The organism is Pseudomonas sp. NPDC089918, assembly GCF_050280605.1.
Classification (GTDB): domain Bacteria; phylum Pseudomonadota; class Gammaproteobacteria; order Pseudomonadales; family Pseudomonadaceae; genus Aquipseudomonas.
The window spans coordinates 115,690-138,020 of the sequence record NZ_JBNNVP010000008.1 but is presented as its reverse complement, the minus strand read 5'-3'; the positions used below and the strand labels follow the sequence as shown (position 1 = coordinate 138,020).

Below are 22,331 nucleotides of genomic sequence, written 5' to 3'. Positions count from 1 at the left end.
CGAGCGAATTCATGAGCACTGACAAGACCAATCAGTCCTGGGGCGGCCGCTTCAGTGAACCCGTCGACGCCTTCGTCGCCCGCTTCACCGCCTCCGTCACCTTCGACCAGCGCCTGTATCGCCACGACATCATGGGCTCGATCGCCCACGCCAGCATGCTGGCCAAGGTCGGCGTGCTGACCGATGCCGAGCGCGACAGCATCATCGATGGCCTGAACACCATCCAGGGTGAAATCGAGGCCGGCCAGTTCGACTGGCGCATCGACCTTGAAGACGTACACATGAACATCGAGGCGCGTCTGACCGACCGCATCGGCGTGACCGGTAAAAAGCTGCACACCGGCCGCAGCCGTAACGACCAGGTCGCCACCGACATCCGTCTGTGGCTGCGTGACGAGATCGACCTGATCCTGGGCGAAATCACCCGCCTGCAACAAGGCTTGCTGGAGCAGGCCGAGCGCGAAGCCGCCAGCATCATGCCGGGCTTCACTCACCTGCAAACCGCCCAGCCGGTGACCTTCGGGCATCACATGCTGGCCTGGTTCGAAATGCTCAGCCGCGACTACGAGCGTCTGGTCGACTGCCGCAAGCGCACCAACCGCATGCCGCTGGGCAGCGCCGCGCTGGCGGGCACCACGTACCCGATCGACCGCGAGTACACCGCTCAACTGCTGGGCTTCGACGCGGTCGGCGGTAACTCCCTGGACAACGTGTCCGATCGCGACTTCGCTATCGAATTCTGCTCGGCCGCGAGCATCGCGATGATGCACTTGTCGCGGTTCTCCGAAGAATTGGTGCTGTGGACCAGCGCGCAATTCCAGTTCATCGATCTGCCGGACCGTTTCTGCACCGGCAGCTCGATCATGCCGCAAAAGAAAAACCCGGACGTGCCGGAACTGGTTCGCGGCAAGACTGGCCGGGTATTCGGCGCATTGATGGGCTTGCTGACCCTGATGAAAGGCCAACCATTGGCCTACAACAAGGACAACCAGGAAGACAAGGAGCCGCTGTTCGACGCCGCCGACACCCTGCGCGATTCGCTGCGAGCCTTTGCCGACATGATCCCGGCGATCAAGCCGAAACACGCGATGATGCGCGAAGCGGCTCTGCGCGGTTTCTCCACCGCCACTGATCTGGCTGACTACCTGGTGCGCCGTGGCCTGCCGTTCCGTGATTGCCACGAGATCGTCGGCCATGCGGTGAAGTATGGCGTGGACACCGGCAAGGATCTGGCGGAAATGAGCCTGGAAGAACTGCGCAAGTTCAGCGACCAGATCGAACAGGACGTATTTGCCGTGCTGACCCTGGAAGGCTCGGTGAATGCCCGTGACCATATCGGCGGGACTGCGCCGGCGCAGGTCAAGAAGGCTGTTGCTCGCGGCCAGGCATTGCTCGCCAGCCGTTAAAAGCTTCGCGGGCAAGCCCGCTCCCACAAGGATCTCCGACTGGCCAAAATCTATGGCAGACAGAGAACCTGTGGGAGCGGCGGTGCGACGATTCGACTTGCCCGCGATGACTGACTTCAGAGCACTACAAAACCTACTTTTTGGACGCGATCATCTCCAGGAACGCTGGCATCGCCGCGTCCTTGTCCTTTGCGATCCGCTGCACATGCGGGTTCTGCCCCAGACGCTCCAGCAGCGCCTTGGCCGCCGGCATCCCGGCCAACAGATCGATATCGAACAGCTTCTGCGCCACGGCACAGGCCATCGGCACGCTGTACAGAAAATACAAATCCGCAATGCTGAGACTGTCGCCCGCCACGTAAGGGGCGAACTTGCCATGCCTGCCCAGCGAGGCGAACCCCAGCAGCAGCTCGGTCTTGGTCTTGTCCTTGATCGCCTCCGGCACAGACATGCCGAAAAACGCTTCGGGGTAGCAGGCGCGCGCCGGCAGTTCGATGTACAACTCGATTTCCTTGGCCAACGCCAGCGCCTGCGCTCGCTCGAAGGGCTCGCTGGACAGCAGCGGCGTGCCTTTCTGGCTCTGCTCGAGGTACTCGAGAACCACGCTGGTTTCATTGATGAAACCTTGTTCGACGCCCAGCACTGGAACCTTTCCACGCGGGCTGATGGCTAGCGTCTCGGGGGTAGTGCCTGGGTAAAACGGCACCTCTTCAAACGGCAGTCCCTTCTCCAGCAACGCCAGCTTGACCATGTTGTAGTAGTTGCTGACGCAAAATCCATAAAGCTTGAGCATTACATAGCCTCCAGGCCGTGCAGGGGGTTGGCAGCGCCCGTTATAGAACGCCCGGGCACTTCTTGCCAGCAGCATCACAGCGCTGAATGCAGGTAAACTGGCCGCCTTAACTTGAGGAGCCTGCCATGAGCGAGCCAACTGATATCGAGATCGACGAAGAAGAGTTCGCCGAAAACACCCTGATCGAAGCCATCGAAAACCAGATCGAAAGCGATAACCCGCCAGCGGCCAAGGCGACCTTCAACAAGCTGACCCTGGTGGGTTACGAGCGTGAGGAAATCCTCAACCTGATGGCCCACGTGTTGGCGGTGGAAATCGACGCGATCCTCGAAGAAGACCGCGCGTTCAATACCGAATGGTACGAAACTGCGCTGCGTGCGCTGCCAGAGTTGCCGCCGGAAAAGAAATAAGCCCAGCCCTGTCACGGGGCTCTTATGGCCAGGGGGCTTGCCTGTGGCGAGGGAGCTTGCTCCCGCTGGGTCGCGAAGCGGCCCCAAAAGCTTTGCGGCTGCTACGCAGCCGAACGGGAGCAAGCTCCCTCGCCACAGGCAAACCCCCTCGCCACAAAAGCCCGCCCCCACATAGATTGTCACCAATCAGTACCGCCGTGCCCCAGACGCTGACTAAACTGGAAACCACCCCAAGGCGAAAAAACCCTGTTACGAGCACTGGACATGCTGCGCGAGTGGGATCACCTTAGGAGCGCTATCGTCCAATTCCTAGAAAGTCTGGAGTCCTTATGTCGCTTACCCCTGAGTTGGTTGCCGAACTGGAAATCCTCGCCCTCTTCAACCTGGACAGTTCCCAGGAAGGTTTGAAAATTCATCAGACCGCTGCCCCGAAAGCCATTGCCGCTGCCCAAAGACTGTTCGACAAAGAATTGATCACCCAGCCCGATGGCGGTTATCTGACCAGCCTGGGGCGTGACGCTGCACAAAATGTGCAAACCGTTCTAACCATTCTGTCCGTGCGCGAAACAGCCTGAGCCTCACCGCATCGCCCACGGAAACCTCTGTCACGGGATTTCCGCGGGCACACTTTGGTGCCCGCTGTCGCCGCGTGATAGAAACCTGACGCCAGAAATACAAAATCAGCTTAAAAGTCCCGGGGCCGAGGCGCTAAACTGCCCCTCATCCCGAGCCCACCACGTCCGAGCCCCGCGAGCCGGATTGAGCTGACATGACCCGCACCCATGAAATCCGCCCCGATCTGGACGAGGGAATCGACCGTAAGGTTCTCAGCCAGCTGCGCGCCCGTTTTCTGAAGCTCAACGAGGGCCGCATGGCCCGTGCCATGGAAGGGTTATCGACCCGCCAGCAAACGGTTCTGACCCTGCTGCCGCTGTTTTTCCACGTCAATCATCCGTTGTTGCCGGGTTACGTTTCGGGTAGCACCCCGGCCGGGCTGTCGAATTTCGAACCTGACGCCAATACACTCGCCGAAGCCCAGCGCCTGACCCGCTCGTTTTCCTACAAGCCACGCCACGGCAGCAACCCGCCGCGACCGATTCACGGCCTGTTCCTGATGGGCAGCCTCGGTACCTTGGCCCAGGCCGATCAGAGCGACATGGACGTCTGGGTCTGTCACGGGCCGGACTTGAGCGAAAGCGAACTCAGCGAGCTGCGCAAGAAATGCCAGTTGCTTGAAATATGGGCCGCCAGCCAGGGTGCCGAGGCACATTTCTTCCTGATCGACCCTGCTCGCTTCGTGCTCGGCGAGCGCGATACCCAACTGAGTTCGGAAGACTGCGGCACCACCCAGCACTACCTGCTGCTGGACGAGTTCTACCGCACCGCGATCTGGCTGGCTGGCCGCACACCCATCTGGTGGCTGGTGCCGATTTACGAGGAGGCCGCGTACGACCGTTACACCCACACGCTGCTTTCCAAGCGATTCATCCGTGCCGACGAAACCCTGGACCTGGGGCATCTGTCGTACATCCCGCCCGGGGAGTTCATCGGTGCCGGGCTCTGGCAATTGTTCAAGGGCATCGAGTCACCGTACAAATCAGTGCTCAAACTGCTGCTGACCGAGGTCTACGCCAGCGAACACCCCAAGGTCCAGTGCCTGAGCCTGCGTTTCAAGCAGGCGGTGTTTGCCAATCGACTGGACCTCGACGAACTGGATCCATACGTCGTGGTTTACCGGCGCATCGAGGAGTACCTCACAGCCCGGGGCGAACCGGAACGCCTGGAGCTGGTACGCCGCGCGCTGTACCTGAAGGTCAACCGCAAGCTCACCGGCAGCAGCGGTCGCACCCAGAGCTGGCAGCGTTCATTGCTCGAACGCCTGGCCAACGAATGGCAGTGGGATCAGCGTCAGCTCGCATTGCTCGACAGCCGCAGCCAATGGAAAGTCCGCCAGGTCAGCGCCGAACGCCGAACCCTGGTTGGCGAACTGAATTACAGCTATCGCTTCCTGACGCAGTTTGCCCGCAACGAGCAGACCGTCAGCCTGATCAACAAGCGCGACCTCAATGTGCTGGGCCGGCGGTTGTACGCAGCCTTCGAGCGCAAGGCCGACAAGGTCGAATTCATCAACCCGGGCATCGCCCCTGATCTGGCCGAAGACACCTTGACGCTGGTGCAGGCGCCAAACAAGAAAGAACCGGGGCAAACCCAATGGGGTTTGTACAACGGCAGCCTGGCCGCCCACGAATGGGAGCATTTCGCGCCAATCAAGCGCAGCCGCCAGCTGCTGGAACTGCTCACCTGGTGCCACCGCAACGGCGTGATCGACAGCAGCACCCGCCTGGCCCTGCACCCCGGCACCAGCGACTTGAGCGAGTTCGAACTCTTCAACCTGCTTGGCAGCCTGCAACAAAGCATCGCCCTGCCCCTGACCACTGTCGCCGAAGAGCCTTTGCTGCGCGCCAGTGTGCCGAGCGAAGTACTGATTCTGGTGAACGTCGGCATCGACCCGCTCAAGCACCATCGCGACCTGAACATCCTGATGACCACCGAGCGCACCGACTCGCTGAGCTACGCCGGCGTGCGGGAAAACCTGGTGCTGACCCTGGATCAGGTCACGCTCAATAGCTGGAACGAGGTGCTGGTCAGCCGTTTTGACGGCCCCCACGCCCTGCTCGACTGCCTGCGCGATTACCTCAACAATCTGCCGGACGGGCCACAACAGCCCAAGCTGCGGGTGCGTTGCTTCTGTCACAACCGCGCACAATTCATTGCCCGGCGGGTCGAAGAAATCCTCGACACCGCGCAGAACCTGCTGCTGAGCAAACTCAATCATCGTTACCTGATTCAGGTCCAGCAGCACTACCACGTGCTGGAGCTGGTGCCGGGCCAGGTCAATCACATTGCCCTCGCCACCCTGCCGGCGCTGTTCGATTACCTCGGCGAAGAACTGGCGAGCTACAGCCCGTTTCATCTGGACCCGATGGCACTGGAAGACCATGACCTGGCGCTGATCCTGCCCATGGGGCAACCCGATTGCGTTCAGGTGTTCTACCGGATCAACGAACACCAGGCCGATGTGTATGTACTGGATGAATTCAATGCCCTGTGGCAGCAACGCTTGCCCTATCACGACGAACAAAGCCTGTTGGTGCCACTGCAACGATTCCTGCAATCGATTCAGTACCGGCGCGATGCCTTGCTGCCGATGGACACCTCTCAGCCGCTGAGCCTGGAGACTTTGTATTACCAGTTGTTGCCTTCAGGCTCCGCGCGGGCGCGTCGGGTAGAAGCCCGACCGGCACCGCAAACCCCGGTCAACAAACCGTTCTATGACGTGCAGGCCATCGTCGGCAAAGCCGCACCAGGGCAGGTGCAGGTCACTCTGTATTGCAATCAGCGGGAATTTTCAGAGCTGGAACATGGCGACGAACTGTTCAGCGTAGTCGCCCGGGAAATCGTCGAACAGCGCCGCGAGACCGAACGCTATCGCTGCTACATCACCGACCTGGACCTGTCGGGCCTGCTCGGTGATGGTCAGGGTTCAAGCCATCTGTATCTGCGCTACAAGGCCGACCTGGAGCGCGCCTTGAACGAGGCGCTCGAGCAGGTCTGAAGGGATGTCATTCCGGGAAGGCGCCGCCATTGGCAGGTTGCGATTCGACTTCCAGCAAAGTCAGTTTGAGGGTCTTGCCGCCCGGTGCCGGCCAGTCGATGTGCTGACCGACTTTCAGGCCCAGCAAAGCACTGCCCACCGGCGCCAGAATGGAAATCCGGCCTTCGTCGGCGTTGGCATCCTTGGGGTAAACCAGGGTCAGGTGATAGTCCTTGCCGCTGCTCTCTTCACGGCAATGCACACGGGAATTCATGGTCACGACATCGGCGGGCACTTCATCGTGACCGACCAGGGTATCGGCGCGATCCAGTTCGGTTTGCAGCGCGATAACGCCCGGCAGCGTGTCATCCAGGCTGTCGATCAGGCGCTCCAGACGTTGCACGTCCAGACGGGTAAGGGTGATGGAAGGTGCGGTCATGATCAGGGCAGACTCCTTTCTTCTGCACGAAAAAAGCAAAACCCCGCCAGAAAAAGGCGGGGTTTTCACGAGCCTCGATGGGTTGAGGCGTCTCTGGACACTATCACAGCTCAATAAATATACAAGTGAGGCCGCTGAACGCACTCTTTAGGGTTGGCGAGTAACTTTGTGGCGAGGGAGCTTGCTCCCGCTGGGGCGCGCAGCGGCCCCGAAAAGTTCACGACTGCTGCGCAGCCGAACGGGAGCAAGCTCCCTCGCCACAAAAGCCCTTAAGCCAAAGCTTTGCGTTGTGCAGCCTGCGCACAAATCACTCGCCGCCGCTCATCGTCGGCCGAACGCCATTCGCGAATATCTTCGACATGGCGAAAACACCCCAGACAAACTTTCTGCTCATCCAGCCGACACACACCGCTGCACGGCGACGGCACCGCCGGGCTGACATTGCTGTAAAGCGGTTTTGGCGGACGAACGGGAGCGGGCTGGGTCACGATCTCACAGACCTTCGAAATCGAGTTCGACGTCGGCTTGCTGCTTGACGATGCGCTCGAGCATTTCGCCCAGTTGCTCTTCGCTCTTGTCGCACATCCAGCGTTCGCTCTCTTCGTCATAGTCGAAGTGGAAGCCGCCGGACACCGCCGCCAGCCACAGCTGACGCAGCGGTTCCTGACGACTGAAGATCAATTGGCTGCCGCTTTCGAACTTGACGGTGAGCACACCGGCCGAGCTCTCCAGATCGATATCCAGGCCACTCTCGTCGAAAATATCCTCCAGCGTCTGCTGGGTTGCATCGACCAGGTCGTGGAAACGGGCTTCGGTCAAACTCATTGCGGGAACCTCAAAAAGTGTCTACTCACGCTCAAGCGCCGCAAGATACGGGCGAGCCCCGGTGATTGCAAAGGATAACGATCAAGCGTCGATATCGATATGGTAGCGCTGTACCTGTGGGAGCGGGCTTGCTCGCGAAGGGGCCAGCACATCCAACATGTTTGTTGACTGAACCACCGCATTCGCGAGCAAGCCCGCTCCCACAATGGACTGCACATAACTTACCGGCATCAGGCGAAGGCCCGCCGGACGGGAGCCGCGTCGCATAGGCAAGCTGCCGGGTGGCCGGTATACTCCGGCGCAATTAACGCATTTTCAAGGATTTCGCCATGAAGCGCCTGATCTCTTCCCTTGCTGCGCTCGTCGCGGTTGCTTGCCTTGTGTCGGCCTGTGGTCAAAAAGGCCCGCTGTACCTGCCTGATGAAAATCAGGACCCTGCAGAGCAAGCCAAATCGTCGCAGCAGACTCCGTCGAAAGCCCACAAGCACGACGTCTACTAAGGGAACGCTATGGACGCTTTTAACTACCGTGACGGTGAGCTGTTCGCGGAAGGGGTTGCCCTGTCCGCCATCGCCGAGCGCTTTGGCACACCGACTTACGTCTACTCCCGTGCCCACATCGAAGCCCAGTACCTGGCTTACGCCGATGCGCTGGCCGGCATGCCGCACCTGGTCTGCTTTGCGGTCAAGGCCAACTCCAACCTGGGCGTACTGAATGTCCTGGCACGTTTGGGCGCCGGTTTCGACATCGTTTCCCGTGGCGAACTGGAGCGCGTACTGGCCGCTGGCGGCACTGCTGACAAGATCGTGTTCTCCGGTGTCGGCAAGACCCGTGACGACATGCGTCGTGCGCTGGAAGTCGGCGTGCACTGCTTCAACGTCGAGTCCACCGATGAGCTCGAACGCCTGCAAGTAGTGGCCGCCGAGCTGGGCGTTCGCGCGCCGATCTCGTTGCGTGTGAACCCGGACGTCGATGCCGGCACTCACCCGTACATCTCCACCGGTCTCAAGGAAAACAAGTTCGGCATCGCCATCGCCGACGCCGAAGACGTGTACATCCGTGCCGCGCAACTGCCTAACCTGGAAGTGGTCGGCGTCGATTGCCACATCGGTTCGCAACTGACCACCCTACCGCCATTCATCGATGCCCTTGACCGCCTGCTGGGCCTGGTAGACCGCCTCGGCGATTGCGGCATCTACCTGCGCCACATCGATCTCGGTGGTGGTTTGGGCGTGCGTTATCGCGATGAAGAGCCGCCATTGGCTGCCGACTACATCAAAGCCGTGCGCGAGCGTCTCGACGGTCGTGACCTGGCGCTGGTGTTCGAGCCGGGCCGTTTCATCGTCGCCAACGCCGGCGTGCTGCTGACCCAGGTCGAGTACCTCAAGCATACCGAGCACAAAGACTTCGCCATCGTCGACGCGGCCATGAACGACCTGATCCGCCCGGCGCTGTATCAAGCCTGGATGGACGTCACCGCCGTGCGCCCGCGCAGCAGCGCCGCTCGCGCCTACGACATCGTCGGCCCGATCTGCGAAACCGGCGACTTCCTGGCCAAGGATCGTCAGCTGGCCCTGGAAGAAGGCGATCTGTTGGCCGTGCATTCGGCCGGTGCCTATGGGTTTGTCATGAGTTCCAACTACAACACCCGTGGCCGTGCCGCTGAAGTGTTGGTGGACGGTGATCAGGCATTTGAAGTGCGTCGCCGTGAGACGGTAGCCGAGTTGTTTGCTGGCGAAAGCCTGCTGCCGGAGTAAAACCATGCTGCTGCGTTTTACCAAGATGCACGGCCTGGGCAATGATTTCATGGTCCTCGACCTGGTCAGCCAGCACGCGCACATCCTGCCCAAGCACGCAAAGCAATGGGGCGATCGGCACACAGGCATCGGCTTCGACCAGTTGCTGATCGTTGAGGCGCCGAGCAACCCGGACGTGGATTTCCGCTATCGGATCTTCAACGCCGACGGCTCCGAAGTGGAACAGTGCGGCAACGGTGCGCGCTGTTTCGCCCGCTTCGTGCTCGACAAGCGCCTGACCGCCAAGCGGCTGATTCGCGTCGAGACCAAAAGCGGCATCATCGAACTGGACATCCGCAACGATGGCCAGATCAGCGTCAACATGGGCGCCCCGCGCCTGGTGCCGGCCGAGATTCCATTCGACGCCCCGAGCCAGGCCCTGAGCTATCAAGTTGACGTCGACGGCACCACGGTCGAACTGGCCGCGGTGTCCATGGGCAACCCCCATGCCGTGTTGCGGGTCAGCGACATCAACAACGCACCGGTGCATGAACTGGGGCCGAAAATCGAACATCACCCGCGCTTCCCTGCACGGGTCAATGTCGGTTTTCTCCAGGTCATCGACCGGAGCCGTGCGCAGTTGCGCGTCTGGGAACGCGGGGCCGGGGAAACCCAGGCATGCGGAACCGGCGCCTGTGCTGCCGCAGTGGCCGCGATCAGCCAGGGGTGGATGGATTCGCCGCTATTGATCGACCTGCCCGGCGGGCGTCTGTCCATTGAATGGGCAGGCCCAGGCCAACCGGTCATGATGACCGGCCCGGCAGTGCGCGTATACGAAGGACAAGTGCGTCTTTGAGTGAGCCAAATCCATGACCGACAAGCCTCAGGTTCCCGCCCTACAGCCCGACGAATCCCCTTCCGAAAGCCTTGAGGCGGCGGCGATTGCCGCGTACCTGGAGGCTCATCCGGATTTCTTCATCGAGCACGAAGAACTACTCCCGGCGCTGCGCATTCCGCACCAGCGCGGCGACACCATTTCGCTGGTCGAACGCCAGATGACGATTCTGCGCGACCGCAATATCGAGTTGCGTCATCGCCTCTCGCACTTGATGGACGTAGCCCGGGACAACGATCGACTGTTCGACAAGACCCGCCGCCTGATCCTCGCGCTGATGGACGCCACCAGCCTGGAAGATGTGGTGATCAGCGTTGAAGACAGCCTGCGGCAAGACTTCCAGGTGCCCTTCGTCAGTCTGATCCTTCTCGGCGACAACCCGATGCCGGTGGGCCGGTGGGTGACGCATGCCGAAGCGCAAACGGCCATTGGCGGCTTGCTCTCTGAAGACAAAAGCGTCAGCGGCAGCCTGCGTGAGCATGAACTGGACTTCCTGTTCGGTGAAGAACAGCGCAAGCAGATCGGCTCCACCGCCGTCGTCGCCATTAGCCATCAGGGCATCCATGGCGTCCTGGCCATCGCCAGCCGCGATCCGCAGCACTACAAGAGCTCGGTGGGCACGCTGTTTTTGAGTTACATCGCCGAAGTCATGGGCCGCGTGCTGCCACGGGTCAACAGCTCCCTGCGCTCGGTACGCTGACCATGGAACGACAACTGGACGCTTACTGCGAACACCTGCGCAGTGAGCGGCAGGTGTCGCCGCACACGCTGTACGCCTACCGCCGCGACCTCGACAAAGTGCTGGGCTGGTGCATCAAACAGAACATCAGCAGTTGGGCCGCACTGGACATCCAGCGCCTGCGCAGCCTGATCGCTCGCCTGCATGCCCAAGGTCAATCGTCCCGCAGTCTGGCGCGGTTGCTGTCGGCGGTGCGTGGGCTCTATCACTATCTGAACCGCGAAGGTCTGTGCGATCACGACCCAGCCAATGGTCTGGCCCCGCCCAAGGGCGAACGTCGCCTGCCGAAGACCCTCGACACCGATCGCGCACTGCAACTGCTTGAGGGCGCGGTAGAGGATGATTTTCTCGCGCGTCGGGATCAGGCGATTCTGGAACTGTTCTATTCCTCCGGCCTGCGGCTTTCGGAACTGACCGGGCTCAACCTTGATCAGTTGGACCTGGCTGATGGCATGGTCCAGGTGCTCGGCAAGGGCAGCAAGACTCGACTGTTGCCAGTGGGCAAAAAGGCTCGCGAAGCACTAGAGCTATGGTTGCCTTTGCGGGCAATGACCAACCCGGCGGACGACGCAGTGTTTGTCAGCCAGCAAGGCCGGCGTCTCGGTCCACGGGCGATTCAGGTACGGGTCAAGGCTGCCGGCGAGCGCGAACTGGGGCAGAATCTGCACCCGCACATGTTGCGACACTCCTTCGCCAGCCATTTGCTGGAGTCCTCTCAGGACTTGCGGGCGGTGCAGGAACTGCTCGGCCACTCGGACATCAAGACCACCCAGATCTACACCCACCTGGACTTCCAGCACCTGGCGACGGTCTACGACAGCGCCCATCCACGGGCCAAACGCATTAAAGGCGATGATTCATGACCATCCAATTGATCACCTTCGACCTCGACGACACCCTGTGGGACACCGCCCCGGTGATCGCCAGCGCCGAAGTCGTATTGCGTGAATGGCTGACCGAGCATGCACCGAACCTGGGCGCGGTACCGGTGGAACACCTGTGGTCGATTCGCGAGCGCGTGCTGAGCAACGAACCGAGCCTCAAGCACCGCATCAGTGCCTTGCGTCGGCGGGTGTTGTTCCATGCGCTGGAAGAAGCCGGTTATGGACATATCGAAGCATCCGACCTGGCCGATCAGGGTTTCGAAGTGTTTCTGCATGCGCGGCATCAGATCGAAGTGTTCCCTGAAGTGGAGCCGACGCTGGAGACGCTGGCCAAGCATTACGCCTTAGGCGTGGTGACCAACGGCAATGCCGATGTGCGTCGATTGGGGCTGGCGGATTACTTCAAGTTTGCCCTGTGCGCCGAAGACATCGGCATCGCCAAGCCCGATGCGCGACTGTTTCATGAAGCGCTGCAGCGTGGAGGCGCAACCGCCGAAACAGCGGTGCATATTGGCGACCATCCCGGCGATGACATTGCCGGCGCCCAGCAGGCGGGGTTGCGTGCGATCTGGTTTAACCCGGCGGGCAAGGTGTGGGAAGCCGAGAAGGTGCCAGATGCCGAGATTCGTAGCCTGAACGAATTGCCGGGGTTGTTGGCGCGGTGGAATGCCCAACACTAATCCTGTGTAAGTACACAAATACAATGTGGGAGCGGGCTTGCTCGCGAAGGGGCCCCGTCAGCCACCCTTGATGTCGGCTGACACACCGCTTTCGCGAGCAAGCCCGCTCCCACATTGGATCGCGCCCTGCCCAAGATTTTTATTCCACCCATGAAAAAGCCCGCAGCGACGGCGGGCTTTTTCAGCAAGCAAGAAGCAGGCGCTTAGATAGGCCGGCTGCCGTACTTGTTATCAGGCTTCTTGGGAGGATCGGCGACCACATTGGCCTCCACTTCCTGCACTTTGCCGCCCCGCGCAAGAAACTCTTCCATGGCCTTGGCCAGGGCGTCGCGCTCCTTGTTCTTGGCTTCAACGCTCGGCAGTTCATCGACCGATACCGCAGCCTTGGCCTTGCCTTTGGCAGTCGGAACGGGCGTATCACCGCCGTCATCTTCAGCGACGTCTTCTACCGCCGCTTCAAGGCCTTCTTCGGTTTCATCTTCGTCGCCTACTTCGAGGTCGTCGTTTTCCAGATCATCGTCGCTCATGTTCTACCTCATGACTTGCGAAAAGCAGATTAGTTATAGCCCAGCTTTGCCGTCTGTCGACGGCTGCCGGAAAAAAATCAACCACCGCTGGTAACCAGCGGTTTTATGCCCCTTCACCGTGCACGGTGGCGAGGACTTTACGGGCACCGCCATGATCACGGTGCTCGCCCAGATAAACACCTTGCCAGGTCCCCAACGCCAGTCGGCCTGCCGAGATCGGCAAACTGAGCTGACAGCCAAGTACGCTGGCCTTGAAGTGCGCCGGGAGGTCGTCCAGGCCTTCGTCGTTATGCTCATAGCCGTCTGTTCCTTGTGGGATCAGACGATTGAAAAATCGTTCGAAGTCGCGACGTACCGCCGGATCGGCGTTCTCGTTTATGGTCAACGACGCCGAGGTATGCTGTAGCCACAAATGCAACAGACCGACCCGACACGCCTTGAGTTCAGGCAAGCCAGCGAGTAATTCGTCCGTTACCAGATGAAAGCCCCGGGGCCGTGCTCGCAAGGTGATCAGAGTCTGTTGCCACATACAGTTCTCCGCACGTTCGGGGCGCATTCTAGCGCGCTCTGGAAAAAAACAAAGGCCCTAATATTCCTTCAATCGTGTAAGCCATTGGCCGCAGAAAAACGCCCGTCGTAAACGGGACTGAACGTGTATGAAAAAACCTTTCAGCCCTTCCTTCACTGACAAATTCCAGACAAAAAAATGCCCGGCAAGCCGGGCAAGTTTTTCATGCGCGTGCTTACAAGTTGTAGCCGCGTTCGTTGTGAAGCGCCAGATCGATGCCGACAGCTTCTTCTTCCTCGGTGATACGCAGACCCATGACAGCGTCCAGGACCTTGAGGATGATAAAGGTGACGATCGCGGTGTAGATCACCGTGAAGCCCACGCCTTTGCACTGGATCCAGACTTGAGCAGCGATGTCGGTAACGGTACCGAAACCGCCCAGCGATGGTGCCGCGAACACACCGGTCAGGATTGCGCCGAGGATACCGCCGATACCATGCACGCCGAAGGCATCCAGGGAATCGTCATAACCGAGTTTGCGTTTCAGGGTGGTGGCGCAGAAGAAGCACACCACGCCCGCCGCCAGACCGATCACCAGAGCGCCCATTGGACCCACGGTGCCTGCCGCCGGAGTGATTGCAACCAGACCGGCCACCACACCCGAAGCGATACCCAGTGCGCTTGGTTTGCCGTGGGTGATCCACTCGGCAAACATCCAGCCCAGCGCCGCCGCAGCGGTGGCGATCTGGGTGACCAGCATCGCCATGCCGGCAGTGCCGTTGGCGGCGGCAGCGGAACCGGCGTTGAAGCCGAACCAGCCGAACCACAGCATCGCCGCACCCATCAGGGTATAGCCGAGGTTGTGCGGGGCCATCGGGGTGGTCGGGAAACCTTTACGCTTGCCCAACACCAGGCAGGCAATCAGACCAGCCACACCGGCGTTGATGTGCACCACGGTGCCGCCGGCGAAGTCGAGAACGCCCCAGTCCCACATCAGGCCGCCGTTACCGGACCAGACCATGTGCGCGATCGGTGCATAAACCAGGGTGAACCAGATGCCCATGAAGATCAGCATGGCGGAGAACTTCATCCGCTCGGCGAAAGCACCGACGATCAACGCAGGGGTGATGATGGCGAAAGTCATCTGGAAGGTGATGAAGACCGCCTCGGGGAATAGTGCCGCGGGGCCGGTCAGGCTCGAAGGCGTGACACCGGCGAGGAACGCCTTGCCCATGCCGCCGAAGAACGAGTTGAAGTTGACGACGCCCTGCTCCATGCCGGTGGTGTCGAACGCAATGCTGTAGCCATAAATGACCCACAGAATGCTGATCAGACCGGTAATGGCGAAGCACTGCATCATCACGGAAAGAATGTTTTTCGAGCGAACCATGCCGCCGTAGAACAGCGCGAGGCCGGGAATGGTCATGAACAGCACAAGGGCTGTCGAGGTCATCATCCAGGCGGTATCGCCGGAATTGAGGACTGGGGCCGCCACTTCGTCTGCCGCCATGGCCAGGACGGGCATTACGAGGGACAACAGGGCTCCTAGCCCTGCGATTTTACGCAGAGTCATATTGTTTTCTCCTGGGGCGTTGGGTTTGTGGCGGCTTAGATTGCGTCGGTATCGGTTTCGCCGGTACGGATGCGAATCGCCTGTTCCAGATTGACCACGAAGATCTTGCCGTCACCGATCTTGCCGGTGTTGGCGGCCTTGGTTATCGCCTCGATAACCCGGTCCAGATCCTTGTCGTCAATGGCGACATCGATCTTCACCTTGGGCAGAAAATCGACCACGTACTCCGCGCCGCGATACAGCTCGGTGTGACCCTTCTGCCGACCGAAGCCTTTGACCTCAGTAACGGTAATGCCCTGCACGCCGATCTCGGACAGCGACTCGCGCACGTCGTCCAGTTTGAACGGCTTGATGATGGCAGTGACTAGCTTCATGAAAACTCTCTCCCGAATTGGTGGACTTGCCCCAGGAAAACAAACCCGACTCAAGTCTAAGCGCAGTGCCTGGCTTTGTAACGCATCGTTCGGCCTTACCTGCCCGTCCGACGCCAGCTAACCACTCCGCACGAAACTTCCCCCGTTCCGCTTGGCGCACTGCATTCGTCACAGCGACTGCATCAGTGCATGGGTCACCAGCGACTAAGCAGAAAGCTTGCCATCTATCCAAAACCCATTGATTTCAATACGTTGGCCGCTGCCGAAGAGCCTTTCACCCGATTGACGCAACCGTTACGCACAACAACAGTGCGCGGCTGCCCACTCGACTGCGCGAAAAGCGTGCATCGCAGCTGCCGAGATTGACTATAGACACTGCGTGATACACTGCCCGCCATTGTTGACAGGAACATTTCCCATGCTCGCGCCCAAAGACTTCCTCGACGCCCTGAGCGGCACCGCCTCCCGCCTCTTCAGCGGCGACACCCCACTGCCGAAAAGCGAAATCGAAAGCCAGTTCAAGGCTCTGTTGCAGAGCGGCTTCAGCAAGCTGGATCTAGTGAGCCGGGAAGAGTTCGATAGCCAGATGGTCGTGCTGGCACGCACCCGTGCACGGTTGGAGAGCCTTGAGGCGAAAGTGGCGGAGCTGGAAGCGAAGCTCAACCCACCTGCTGACGCCGAGTAATCCGATCGTTCCCACGCTCTGCGTGGGAATGCTGCCAGGGACGCTCCGCGTTCCGCTCCAGATGTGACGCAGAGCGTCACGGGATGCATTCCCACGCAGAGCGTGGGAACGATCATTCAATGTGTTCTGTAGGAGCTGCCGAAGGCTGCGATCTTTTGATCTTTAAGCCCTCAATAACCCCGGCAACGTCCTACAAGAAAACCACCGCCGTCCGATTGCGTCGCAAAGCCCCGGTTTCTAAGCTCACCCAATGCTGAATGTTCAGCACTGGGTTTGGCGACCCGGAAGCTTAAGGCGCACGACGACCATCCGATGGCGGGCTTATTCCCGCCACATCGAGTCATGGCGGTTGTGCGTGGGAGATCTTCGGGTCTGCCGGGTTCCTTTTGCTCCGGTTCGCCAACCCGCGTACAGCTGCCACCCAATCGTTTGGCGACGATTGACGGCAGCCCCTTTTGCAAAAGGAGCTGTATCAATGAATAGCGATGACGCTTATCTGATTCCCCACATCTTCACCCGCCACAAACTCCACCTCCACGCCCTCCTCCTGGAAAACCAAGCCTGGTTCAGCGCCCGAGACCTCGGCCGCCTACTCCGCCTCTTCCTCGACGAACGAGCGCTACGCAAACTCGATCCCGACCAACACCAAACCGTACAAATGCTCATCCACGGAGCCATCGAAAACACTCTGCTGATCAGCGAATCCGGCGTCTACGCGTTACTGGTTTACCACTACTGCCCCGAATACCGAGGCCTGCGCGAATGGCTGACCCACGACGTAGTGCCAGCCCTCAGAGACGCCCAACAACCCGCCTCAACAGAGCGCCCTTTTCTGAGCCTGCTGAATTGGCCGCAGATGTCATTGAGTTTGCTGCACTGGAACAACCAGCCGTAGATTCGGTTGCAGGATGTGCCGCAGCTGCTGGCTGATCGGGAACAGGCAACACGCCCGGCGGTGGGGTCTTGGTGGAAAAGGGCTTCGCGGATGCTGCAGTCCTTTTGAGTACGCTGCTGCCTCAGAGAACTCCCGAATCTCTATGGCCACGTAAATCATTGCAGTAGCCATTTTCTGCGCCAGCCTATGGATAGTCCGTTGGTTCCAACGTCCTTCACTCACGTAAGTACCGTCCTACAACCACTGTCCCCTGCACCTGATTACGTAGACATCCCCGTCTTCGATACCTTCTCTCGCCTTGATTCAACCAGAACAAAAGCGATGAGAAGAAATGGGAAAAGAACTGAACTTCGCAACCAGACTTTTAGATCGAACGCGCGAAAGCTCGCATACAAAATGTTTGTTAAGGACATCGCTCCTCAAGCTTCAAAATTCGACGAATCAGCATTGAAGTTCGACCCGATTACCTCTGCCGCTATTGATGCATGCCACCTATGGGAAGGAGCAGCAATTTACCCATGGGATAAGATTCAGGACTGGAAGTGCAAAGATGATAAAGGCTTGGATTTAGCGATTTGGTATGAGCAGAAGCTATGTGGGTTGTGCTATGCGACTCCGCGAAGAAGCACAATCTGTGTCAAGGTCATCCTTTTGCAGGGCCACCCGGACAAAATGCATCCGCTACGCGGCTGGATCGCCCCTATGGCGCTATCAGTTACAGATGTATATGCACGGATGCTGGGATGCAAAGAGATCGAGATACAGGATCCTGATCCGAATGTTGTTTTTTACTATCAACAACTCGGATTTGTTTTCGACCAGACCGGCCGCCTTGTCATTTACCTGGACGGCCAATAACATCAACACATGCATCCAAACACACGAGGTTTGTATGAGCCCCAAAAAGCGAAAGGCCAAGCTGCTACAAATTGTTGAGTTTCACGCCGAAGCAATCCGTCTAGCCGGCAATGTGTCGGCCAATCAACGTCGGTTTCTTGAGGTCGCAGCAGCTTACGGAAAAGAACTTGAGCCTAGCGGCCTGCTCGCTGGTGGAAGAGCTTGAGGATTATTTTGAAGAAACCGCCTTAATGGCGGTTTTTTTTCGCCTCGTAATTGGCGTGCATGGGGATTCGCAACATCCAGTGAAAGTTTGTCGCCCCAAACATCCCACCAAATCCCCCTCCCCCTACTACCCTTCAAAAACCGCAGGAAGCGGTCCCTGTACAGCTCAAGGAACGACCATGTCCCTCTCCATCGTCCACAGCCGCGCCCAGGTTGGCGTGGAAGCGCCCGCCGTTACCGTAGAAGTCCACCTGGCCAACGGGTTGCCGTCACTGACAATGGTCGGTTTGCCCGAAGCCGCCGTGAAGGAAAGCAAAGACCGGGTGCGCAGCGCGATCATCAATTCCGGCCTGCAATTTCCGGCACGGCGCATCACCTTGAATCTCGCCCCTGCCGACTTACCGAAGGACGGCGGACGGTTCGATCTGGCGATTGCCCTGGGAATTCTGTCGGCCAGCGTGCAAGTGCCGACGTTGACGCTGGATGATGTGGAGTGCCTGGGAGAGCTGGCGTTATCGGGCGCGGTGCGGGCGGTTCGTGGGGTGTTGCCGGCAGCGCTGGCAGCGCGCAAGGCCGGGCGCACGTTGGTGGTGCCGCGGGCGAATGCCGAGGAGGCGTGCCTGGCTTCGGGGTTGAAGGTGATTGCGGTGGATCATCTGCTTGAAGCGGTCGCGCATTTCAATGGCCACACGCCCATCGCCCCCTACGCTTCCAATGGTTTGCTCTACGCCAGCAAACCCTACCCCGATTTGAATGAAGTGCAGGGGCAACTCGCGGCCAAGCGCGCGTTGCTGATTGCGGCGGCGGGTGCTCATAACCTTTTGTTCAGCGGTCCGCCGGGGACGGGGAAAACGTTGTTGGCAAGTCGTCTGCCGGGGCTGTTACCGCCACTGGCCGAGAGTGAAGCGCTGGAAGTCGCGGCGATTCAATCCGTCGCCAGTTGTGTGCCGTTGAGTCATTGGCCACAGCGCCCCTTCCGACAGCCACACCACTCCGCTTCAGGCCCGGCACTGGTAGGCGGCGGCTCAAAACCGCAACCCGGCGAAATCACCCTCGCCCACCATGGCGTGCTGTTCCTCGATGAACTCCCGGAATTTGACCGCAAGGTATTGGAGGTGTTGAGAGAGCCACTGGAATCCGGCCACATCGTGATCTCCCGCGCCAAGGACCGCGTACGCTTCCCGGCGCGCTTTCAACTGGTCGCGGCGATGAATCCTTGCCCCTGTGGATATCTTGGCGAGCCCAGTGGTAAATGCAGTTGTACACCGGACATGGTCCAGCGTTACCGCAACAAACTCTCGGGGCCACTGCTTGACCGCATCGACCTGCATTTGACCGTAGCCCGGGAAAGCACGGCGCTGAACCCGATCAAGGCCGGTGACGACACGGCCAGCGCTTCTGCCCTGGTCGCCCAGGCCCGGGAGCGTCAGCAGCAGCGTCAGGGCTGCGCCAACGCCTTTCTCGACCTGCCAGGTCTACGCCAGCATTGCGCGTTATCCAAAGCAGATGAAGGCTGGCTGGAAAGCGCCTGCGAGCGACTAACCCTTTCGCTTCGTGCTGCTCACCGCCTACTGAAAGTCGCCCGCACCTTGGCGGATCTGGAACAAGTAGACGCTATCAGTCGCAGCCACGTCGCCGAAGCACTGCAATATCGGCCATCAGCCCCCAGCTAGAGACGCAACAGGTTGGCATCGGATACACCCGTTCGTCCCAGGCGCCTTGCCGCGCGCCTGGTTTTTCGCCCAATGATGGACATCAGCCTGGTAATAGCCCGGAGTAACAGGGTTAACGATAGACAGGATGACGGCGGCAGAGCTCCACCACCTGTTCGCGCACGTGGTGCCCGACCCTTTCGCTGTCGCCGTTTTCCAGGGCGTCCAGTACGTCGCACAACCAGCCCGCCAATTGTTTACATTCGATCACGCCGAAACCACGGGTAGTGATGGCTGGGGTACCGATGCGCAGCCCGGAAGTCACGAACGGTGAGCGCGGGTCGTTGGGCACCGAGTTCTTGTTAGCGGTGATGTAGGCATTGCTCAGAGCCGCATCGGCTTCCTTGCCGGTATAGGGCCTGTCGGACAGGTCGATTAGCATCATGTGATTATCGGTGCCACCGGAGACGATCTTGTAACCCCGCTCTTGCAGCACAGCCGCCATGGCCCGGGCGTTGATCACCACTTGGGTCTGATAGGTTTTGAACTCGGGCCTCAGTGCTTCCTTGAAAGCGACGGCTTTGGCGGCGATCTGGTGCATCAATGGGCCGCCCTGAACACCCGGGAATACCGCAGAATCGAGTTTTTTGTAGAATGCTTCATCTTGCCCCTTGGACAAAATCAAGCCACCCCGTGGGCCCCGCAGGGTCTTGTGCGTGGTGCTGGTGACCACATGGGCGTGCGGCAATGGGTCCGGGTATTCTCCTGCGGCGACCAACCCTGCGACGTGGGCCATGTCGACCCAGAAAATGGCTCCGACCTTGTCGGCAATCGCCCGCATGCGCGCCCAGTCTTTGTACCGGGAGTAGGCGGAAAAACCACCGATCAGCATCTTCGGCCGGGTTTCCAGGGCGATACGTTCCATCTCGTCGTAGTCAAGAAAGCCCGTCTCCGGGTCAAGGCCATAAGGAACGATCTTGTAATGACGGCCCGAGAAGTTTGAAGGGTTGCCGTGGGTCAGGTGGCCACCTTGGGCCAGGTTCATGCCCATCACCGTATCGCCGGGATTGATCAACGCCAGGAATACCGCGGCGTTCGCCTGTGCACCCGCATGCGGCTGCACGTTGGCGTAGTCGCAGTTGAACAGGGCCTTGACCCGCTCGATGGCCAGGCGCTCGGCCACATCGACATATTCGCAGCCGCTGTAGTAGCGCTTGCCTGGATAGCCTTCGGCATATTTATTGGTGAGCACGGTGCTCTGGATTTTCATCACCAGAGGGCTGGCGTAATTTTCGGAAGCGATCAGTTCGACGTGGTCTTCCTGACGATGTTCTTCGTTATGAATCGCCTCACACAGCTCGGCGTCGAATGCTTTAAGGGTCAGCGTTGAGTCGTACATATGAAGGGGTCCTTGGTTGGGAAAGTAAGCCGGTTTACGAGAAGAGCCGAGTAACACGCGCTGCGATGTCATCGATCTGCGAGTCCTCACAGATCAACGGCGGCAGCAATCGGAGGGTGGTGCCGCGAGTCACTGTTATCAGCAGGCGTTGTTCATCCCGCGCCCGGCCGACTAGTTCGGCACACTGACGGTTCAGTTCGATACCGACCATCAGGCCTAGGCCGCGAATGGAAACGACCTCGCTGTGATTGCCCAGCGCCTCCTGCAGCGCAGCCAGCAGCCGACGGCCCGATGTGGCTGCGCGCTGCGGGATGTGATCGCGCTCCATGATGTCGAGTACCGTGCATCCCACGCGGCAGGCCAGGGGATTACCGCCGAAAGTGGAGGCATGATGGCCCGGGGAAAACAGTTCAGCGGCCTTGCCCCGAGCCAGGCATGCGCCAATGGGAAAGCCATTGCCCAGTGCCTTGGCCAACGTAATGACATCCGGCACTATTCCCGCGTGTTGGAAGCCAAACCAGGCGCCGGTGCGGCCCATCCCGGTTTGCACTTCATCGATCATCATCAGCCAATCGTGCTCGTCGCACAGTTGCCGCAGAGCCCGCAGATAGCCGGTGGATGCGGCATGCACACCACCCTCACCCTGCACGGGCTCGACCAATACCGCGACGATGTTGGGTGATTGCGCCGCCACCTCGCGGATCGCCTCGATGTTGTCGTAAGGCACCCGTAGAAAGCCTGGCATCAAAGGCTCAAAGCCACGCTGCACGGCCGGGTTCCCGGTGGCCGCGAGGGTGGCCAGAGTGCGACCGTGAAAGCTGTTTTCCATCACAAGCACTTGTGGCTGTGCCACGTGCCTGGCGTTGGCGTGGAGTCGGGCCAACTTGAGCGCCGCTTCGTTGGCTTCAGCCCCCGAGTTGCAAAAAAAGGCACGTTGCATGCCCGACAAGACGCACAAGCGCTCACTCAACTGCTCCTGCCATTCGATGCGAAACATGTTGGTGGTGTGCAGTAACTGGCCCGCTTGCTCGGCAATGGCGGCGGCAATTTCGGGGTTGGCATGCCCGAGACTGGTCACCGCCACACCGGCGATTGCGTCCAGGTATTCGACCCCGTGCATGTCCCACAGAGATGCTCCTTGGCCTCGACTGAAGGAGACCGGCTGACGAGCATAGTTGTGCATGAGGTACGAAGGTGCAGAGGTCATCGGATGGCTTCCTGTAGAGCTGGATCAAGATGTTAGGAGGGTGTAGC

Annotated in this window: 24 protein-coding genes and 1 pseudogene; 15 read left to right on the top strand and 10 right to left on the bottom strand. The window is 59.8% G+C overall.

Features of this window, described 5'->3' with window-relative positions; all coding sequences use genetic code 11:
• Positions 1-11 precede the first annotated feature (11 nt).
• The gene (gene argH / locus ACQKPC_RS08570) at positions 12-1,406 is read left to right on the top strand and encodes an argininosuccinate lyase (RefSeq protein WP_008076102.1); all 1,395 of its coding nucleotides are present in this window, start codon (positions 12-14) and stop codon (positions 1,404-1,406) included.
• A 133-nt stretch (positions 1,407-1,539) separates the two neighbouring features.
• On the opposite strand, the gene ACQKPC_RS08565 is transcribed toward argH, so the two are convergent.
• On the bottom strand, positions 1,540-2,199 hold the full coding sequence (locus ACQKPC_RS08565; protein ID WP_427624103.1) for a glutathione S-transferase: 660 nt from the start codon (positions 2,197-2,199) through the stop codon (positions 1,540-1,542).
• A gap of 125 nt (positions 2,200-2,324) precedes the next feature.
• On the opposite strand from ACQKPC_RS08565, the gene ACQKPC_RS08560 reads away from it, so the two are divergent.
• The 3 genes from ACQKPC_RS08560 (at position 2,325) to ACQKPC_RS08550 (ending at position 6,225) form a co-directional block, all read left to right on the top strand.
• Positions 2,325-2,609 carry a hypothetical protein gene (locus tag ACQKPC_RS08560; protein WP_007894899.1) on the top strand — a complete coding sequence of 95 codons (285 nt, stop codon included), beginning with the start codon at positions 2,325-2,327 and terminating at the stop codon, positions 2,607-2,609.
• 329 nt (positions 2,610-2,938) lie between these two features.
• Positions 2,939-3,184 carry a TIGR02647 family protein gene (locus tag ACQKPC_RS08555; RefSeq protein ID WP_007894898.1) on the top strand — a complete coding sequence of 82 codons (246 nt, stop codon included), beginning with the start codon at positions 2,939-2,941 and terminating at the stop codon, positions 3,182-3,184.
• 194 nt (positions 3,185-3,378) lie between these two features.
• Complete coding sequence (locus tag ACQKPC_RS08550; RefSeq protein ID WP_427624101.1) at positions 3,379-6,225, top strand: class I adenylate cyclase; 2,847 nt, start codon at positions 3,379-3,381, stop codon at positions 6,223-6,225.
• 7 nt (positions 6,226-6,232) lie between these two features.
• On the opposite strand, the gene rnk is transcribed toward ACQKPC_RS08550, so the two are convergent.
• The 3 genes from rnk to cyaY form a co-directional block, all read right to left on the bottom strand.
• Complete coding sequence (rnk, locus tag ACQKPC_RS08545; RefSeq protein WP_008076120.1) at positions 6,233-6,643, bottom strand: nucleoside diphosphate kinase regulator; 411 nt, start codon at positions 6,641-6,643, stop codon at positions 6,233-6,235.
• A 269-nt stretch (positions 6,644-6,912) separates the two neighbouring features.
• The gene (locus ACQKPC_RS08540) at positions 6,913-7,131 is read right to left on the bottom strand and encodes a DUF1289 domain-containing protein (RefSeq protein WP_081235258.1); all 219 of its coding nucleotides are present in this window, start codon (positions 7,129-7,131) and stop codon (positions 6,913-6,915) included.
• Between the two features lie 4 nt (positions 7,132-7,135).
• Positions 7,136-7,468 carry an iron donor protein CyaY gene (gene cyaY, locus ACQKPC_RS08535; protein ID WP_063342162.1) on the bottom strand — a complete coding sequence of 111 codons (333 nt, stop codon included), beginning with the start codon at positions 7,466-7,468 and terminating at the stop codon, positions 7,136-7,138.
• A 329-nt stretch (positions 7,469-7,797) separates the two neighbouring features.
• On the opposite strand from cyaY, the gene lptM reads away from it, so the two are divergent.
• The 6 genes from lptM to ACQKPC_RS08505 are packed head-to-tail and all read left to right on the top strand — an operon-like array spanning position 7,798 to position 12,402.
• A complete protein-coding gene (lptM, locus tag ACQKPC_RS08530) occupies positions 7,798-7,968 on the top strand; it encodes an LPS translocon maturation chaperone LptM (RefSeq protein ID WP_074871901.1) in 171 nt (56 codons plus the stop codon).
• 9 nt (positions 7,969-7,977) lie between these two features.
• Positions 7,978-9,225 carry a diaminopimelate decarboxylase gene (gene lysA, locus ACQKPC_RS08525; RefSeq protein ID WP_427624100.1) on the top strand — a complete coding sequence of 416 codons (1,248 nt, stop codon included), beginning with the start codon at positions 7,978-7,980 and terminating at the stop codon, positions 9,223-9,225.
• A gap of 4 nt (positions 9,226-9,229) precedes the next feature.
• Entirely contained in the window at positions 9,230-10,060 is an 831-nt protein-coding gene (gene dapF, locus ACQKPC_RS08520) for a diaminopimelate epimerase (protein WP_427624099.1), read from the top strand.
• Between the two features lie 13 nt (positions 10,061-10,073).
• On the top strand, positions 10,074-10,799 hold the full coding sequence (locus tag ACQKPC_RS08515) for a DUF484 family protein (protein WP_192345026.1): 726 nt from the start codon (positions 10,074-10,076) through the stop codon (positions 10,797-10,799).
• Between the two features lie 2 nt (positions 10,800-10,801).
• Positions 10,802-11,701 carry a tyrosine recombinase XerC gene (gene xerC / locus ACQKPC_RS08510; RefSeq protein ID WP_427624098.1) on the top strand — a complete coding sequence of 300 codons (900 nt, stop codon included), beginning with the start codon at positions 10,802-10,804 and terminating at the stop codon, positions 11,699-11,701.
• On the top strand, positions 11,698-12,402 hold the full coding sequence (locus tag ACQKPC_RS08505) for an HAD family hydrolase (protein WP_427624097.1): 705 nt from the start codon (positions 11,698-11,700) through the stop codon (positions 12,400-12,402). Before xerC ends, ACQKPC_RS08505 begins: the two co-directional genes overlap by 4 nt.
• 203 nt (positions 12,403-12,605) lie before the next feature.
• On the opposite strand, the gene sutA is transcribed toward ACQKPC_RS08505, so the two are convergent.
• The 4 genes from sutA to glnK all read right to left on the bottom strand — a co-directional run bounded on the left by sutA (position 12,606) and on the right by glnK (position 15,384).
• Positions 12,606-12,929: a transcriptional regulator SutA gene (sutA, locus tag ACQKPC_RS08500; RefSeq protein WP_427624095.1), complete on the bottom strand. Its 324-nt coding sequence runs from the start codon at positions 12,927-12,929 to the stop codon at positions 12,606-12,608.
• A 103-nt stretch (positions 12,930-13,032) separates the two neighbouring features.
• Positions 13,033-13,458 carry a secondary thiamine-phosphate synthase enzyme YjbQ gene (locus tag ACQKPC_RS08495; RefSeq protein ID WP_007989493.1) on the bottom strand — a complete coding sequence of 142 codons (426 nt, stop codon included), beginning with the start codon at positions 13,456-13,458 and terminating at the stop codon, positions 13,033-13,035.
• A gap of 214 nt (positions 13,459-13,672) precedes the next feature.
• On the bottom strand, positions 13,673-15,010 hold the full coding sequence (locus ACQKPC_RS08490) for an ammonium transporter (RefSeq protein ID WP_427624093.1): 1,338 nt from the start codon (positions 15,008-15,010) through the stop codon (positions 13,673-13,675).
• Between the two features lie 35 nt (positions 15,011-15,045).
• Complete coding sequence (gene glnK / locus ACQKPC_RS08485; RefSeq protein WP_002555808.1) at positions 15,046-15,384, bottom strand: P-II family nitrogen regulator; 339 nt, start codon at positions 15,382-15,384, stop codon at positions 15,046-15,048.
• Positions 15,385-15,802: 418 nt separating this feature from the next.
• Here glnK and ACQKPC_RS08480 point away from each other — a divergent pair, with 418 nt between their 5' ends.
• From ACQKPC_RS08480 to ACQKPC_RS08460, 5 genes and pseudogenes are all read left to right on the top strand, one after another.
• Positions 15,803-16,069: an accessory factor UbiK family protein gene (locus tag ACQKPC_RS08480; protein WP_007894783.1), complete on the top strand. Its 267-nt coding sequence runs from the start codon at positions 15,803-15,805 to the stop codon at positions 16,067-16,069.
• A 475-nt stretch (positions 16,070-16,544) separates the two neighbouring features.
• Positions 16,545-17,072 (top strand): annotated as a pseudogene (locus ACQKPC_RS08475) (BRO-N domain-containing protein).
• A gap of 288 nt (positions 17,073-17,360) precedes the next feature.
• Positions 17,361-17,822: an N-acetyltransferase gene (locus ACQKPC_RS08470; RefSeq protein ID WP_427624091.1), complete on the top strand. Its 462-nt coding sequence runs from the start codon at positions 17,361-17,363 to the stop codon at positions 17,820-17,822.
• A gap of 34 nt (positions 17,823-17,856) precedes the next feature.
• Positions 17,857-18,027 (top strand): hypothetical protein, encoded by a 171-nt coding sequence (locus ACQKPC_RS08465; RefSeq protein ID WP_427624090.1) that lies wholly within the window; start codon positions 17,857-17,859, stop codon positions 18,025-18,027.
• Between the two features lie 178 nt (positions 18,028-18,205).
• Positions 18,206-19,699 carry a YifB family Mg chelatase-like AAA ATPase gene (locus tag ACQKPC_RS08460; RefSeq protein WP_063342153.1) on the top strand — a complete coding sequence of 498 codons (1,494 nt, stop codon included), beginning with the start codon at positions 18,206-18,208 and terminating at the stop codon, positions 19,697-19,699.
• Between the two features lie 112 nt (positions 19,700-19,811).
• Here the strand turns inward: ACQKPC_RS08460 and glyA are convergent, their stop codons facing one another.
• Both glyA and ACQKPC_RS08450 read right to left on the bottom strand, forming a co-directional pair.
• The gene (glyA, locus tag ACQKPC_RS08455) at positions 19,812-21,077 is read right to left on the bottom strand and encodes a serine hydroxymethyltransferase (protein WP_427624089.1); all 1,266 of its coding nucleotides are present in this window, start codon (positions 21,075-21,077) and stop codon (positions 19,812-19,814) included.
• A gap of 34 nt (positions 21,078-21,111) precedes the next feature.
• Entirely contained in the window at positions 21,112-22,284 is a 1,173-nt protein-coding gene (locus ACQKPC_RS08450) for an aspartate aminotransferase family protein (RefSeq protein WP_427624088.1), read from the bottom strand.
• Between the last annotated feature and the right edge of the window lie 47 nt (positions 22,285-22,331).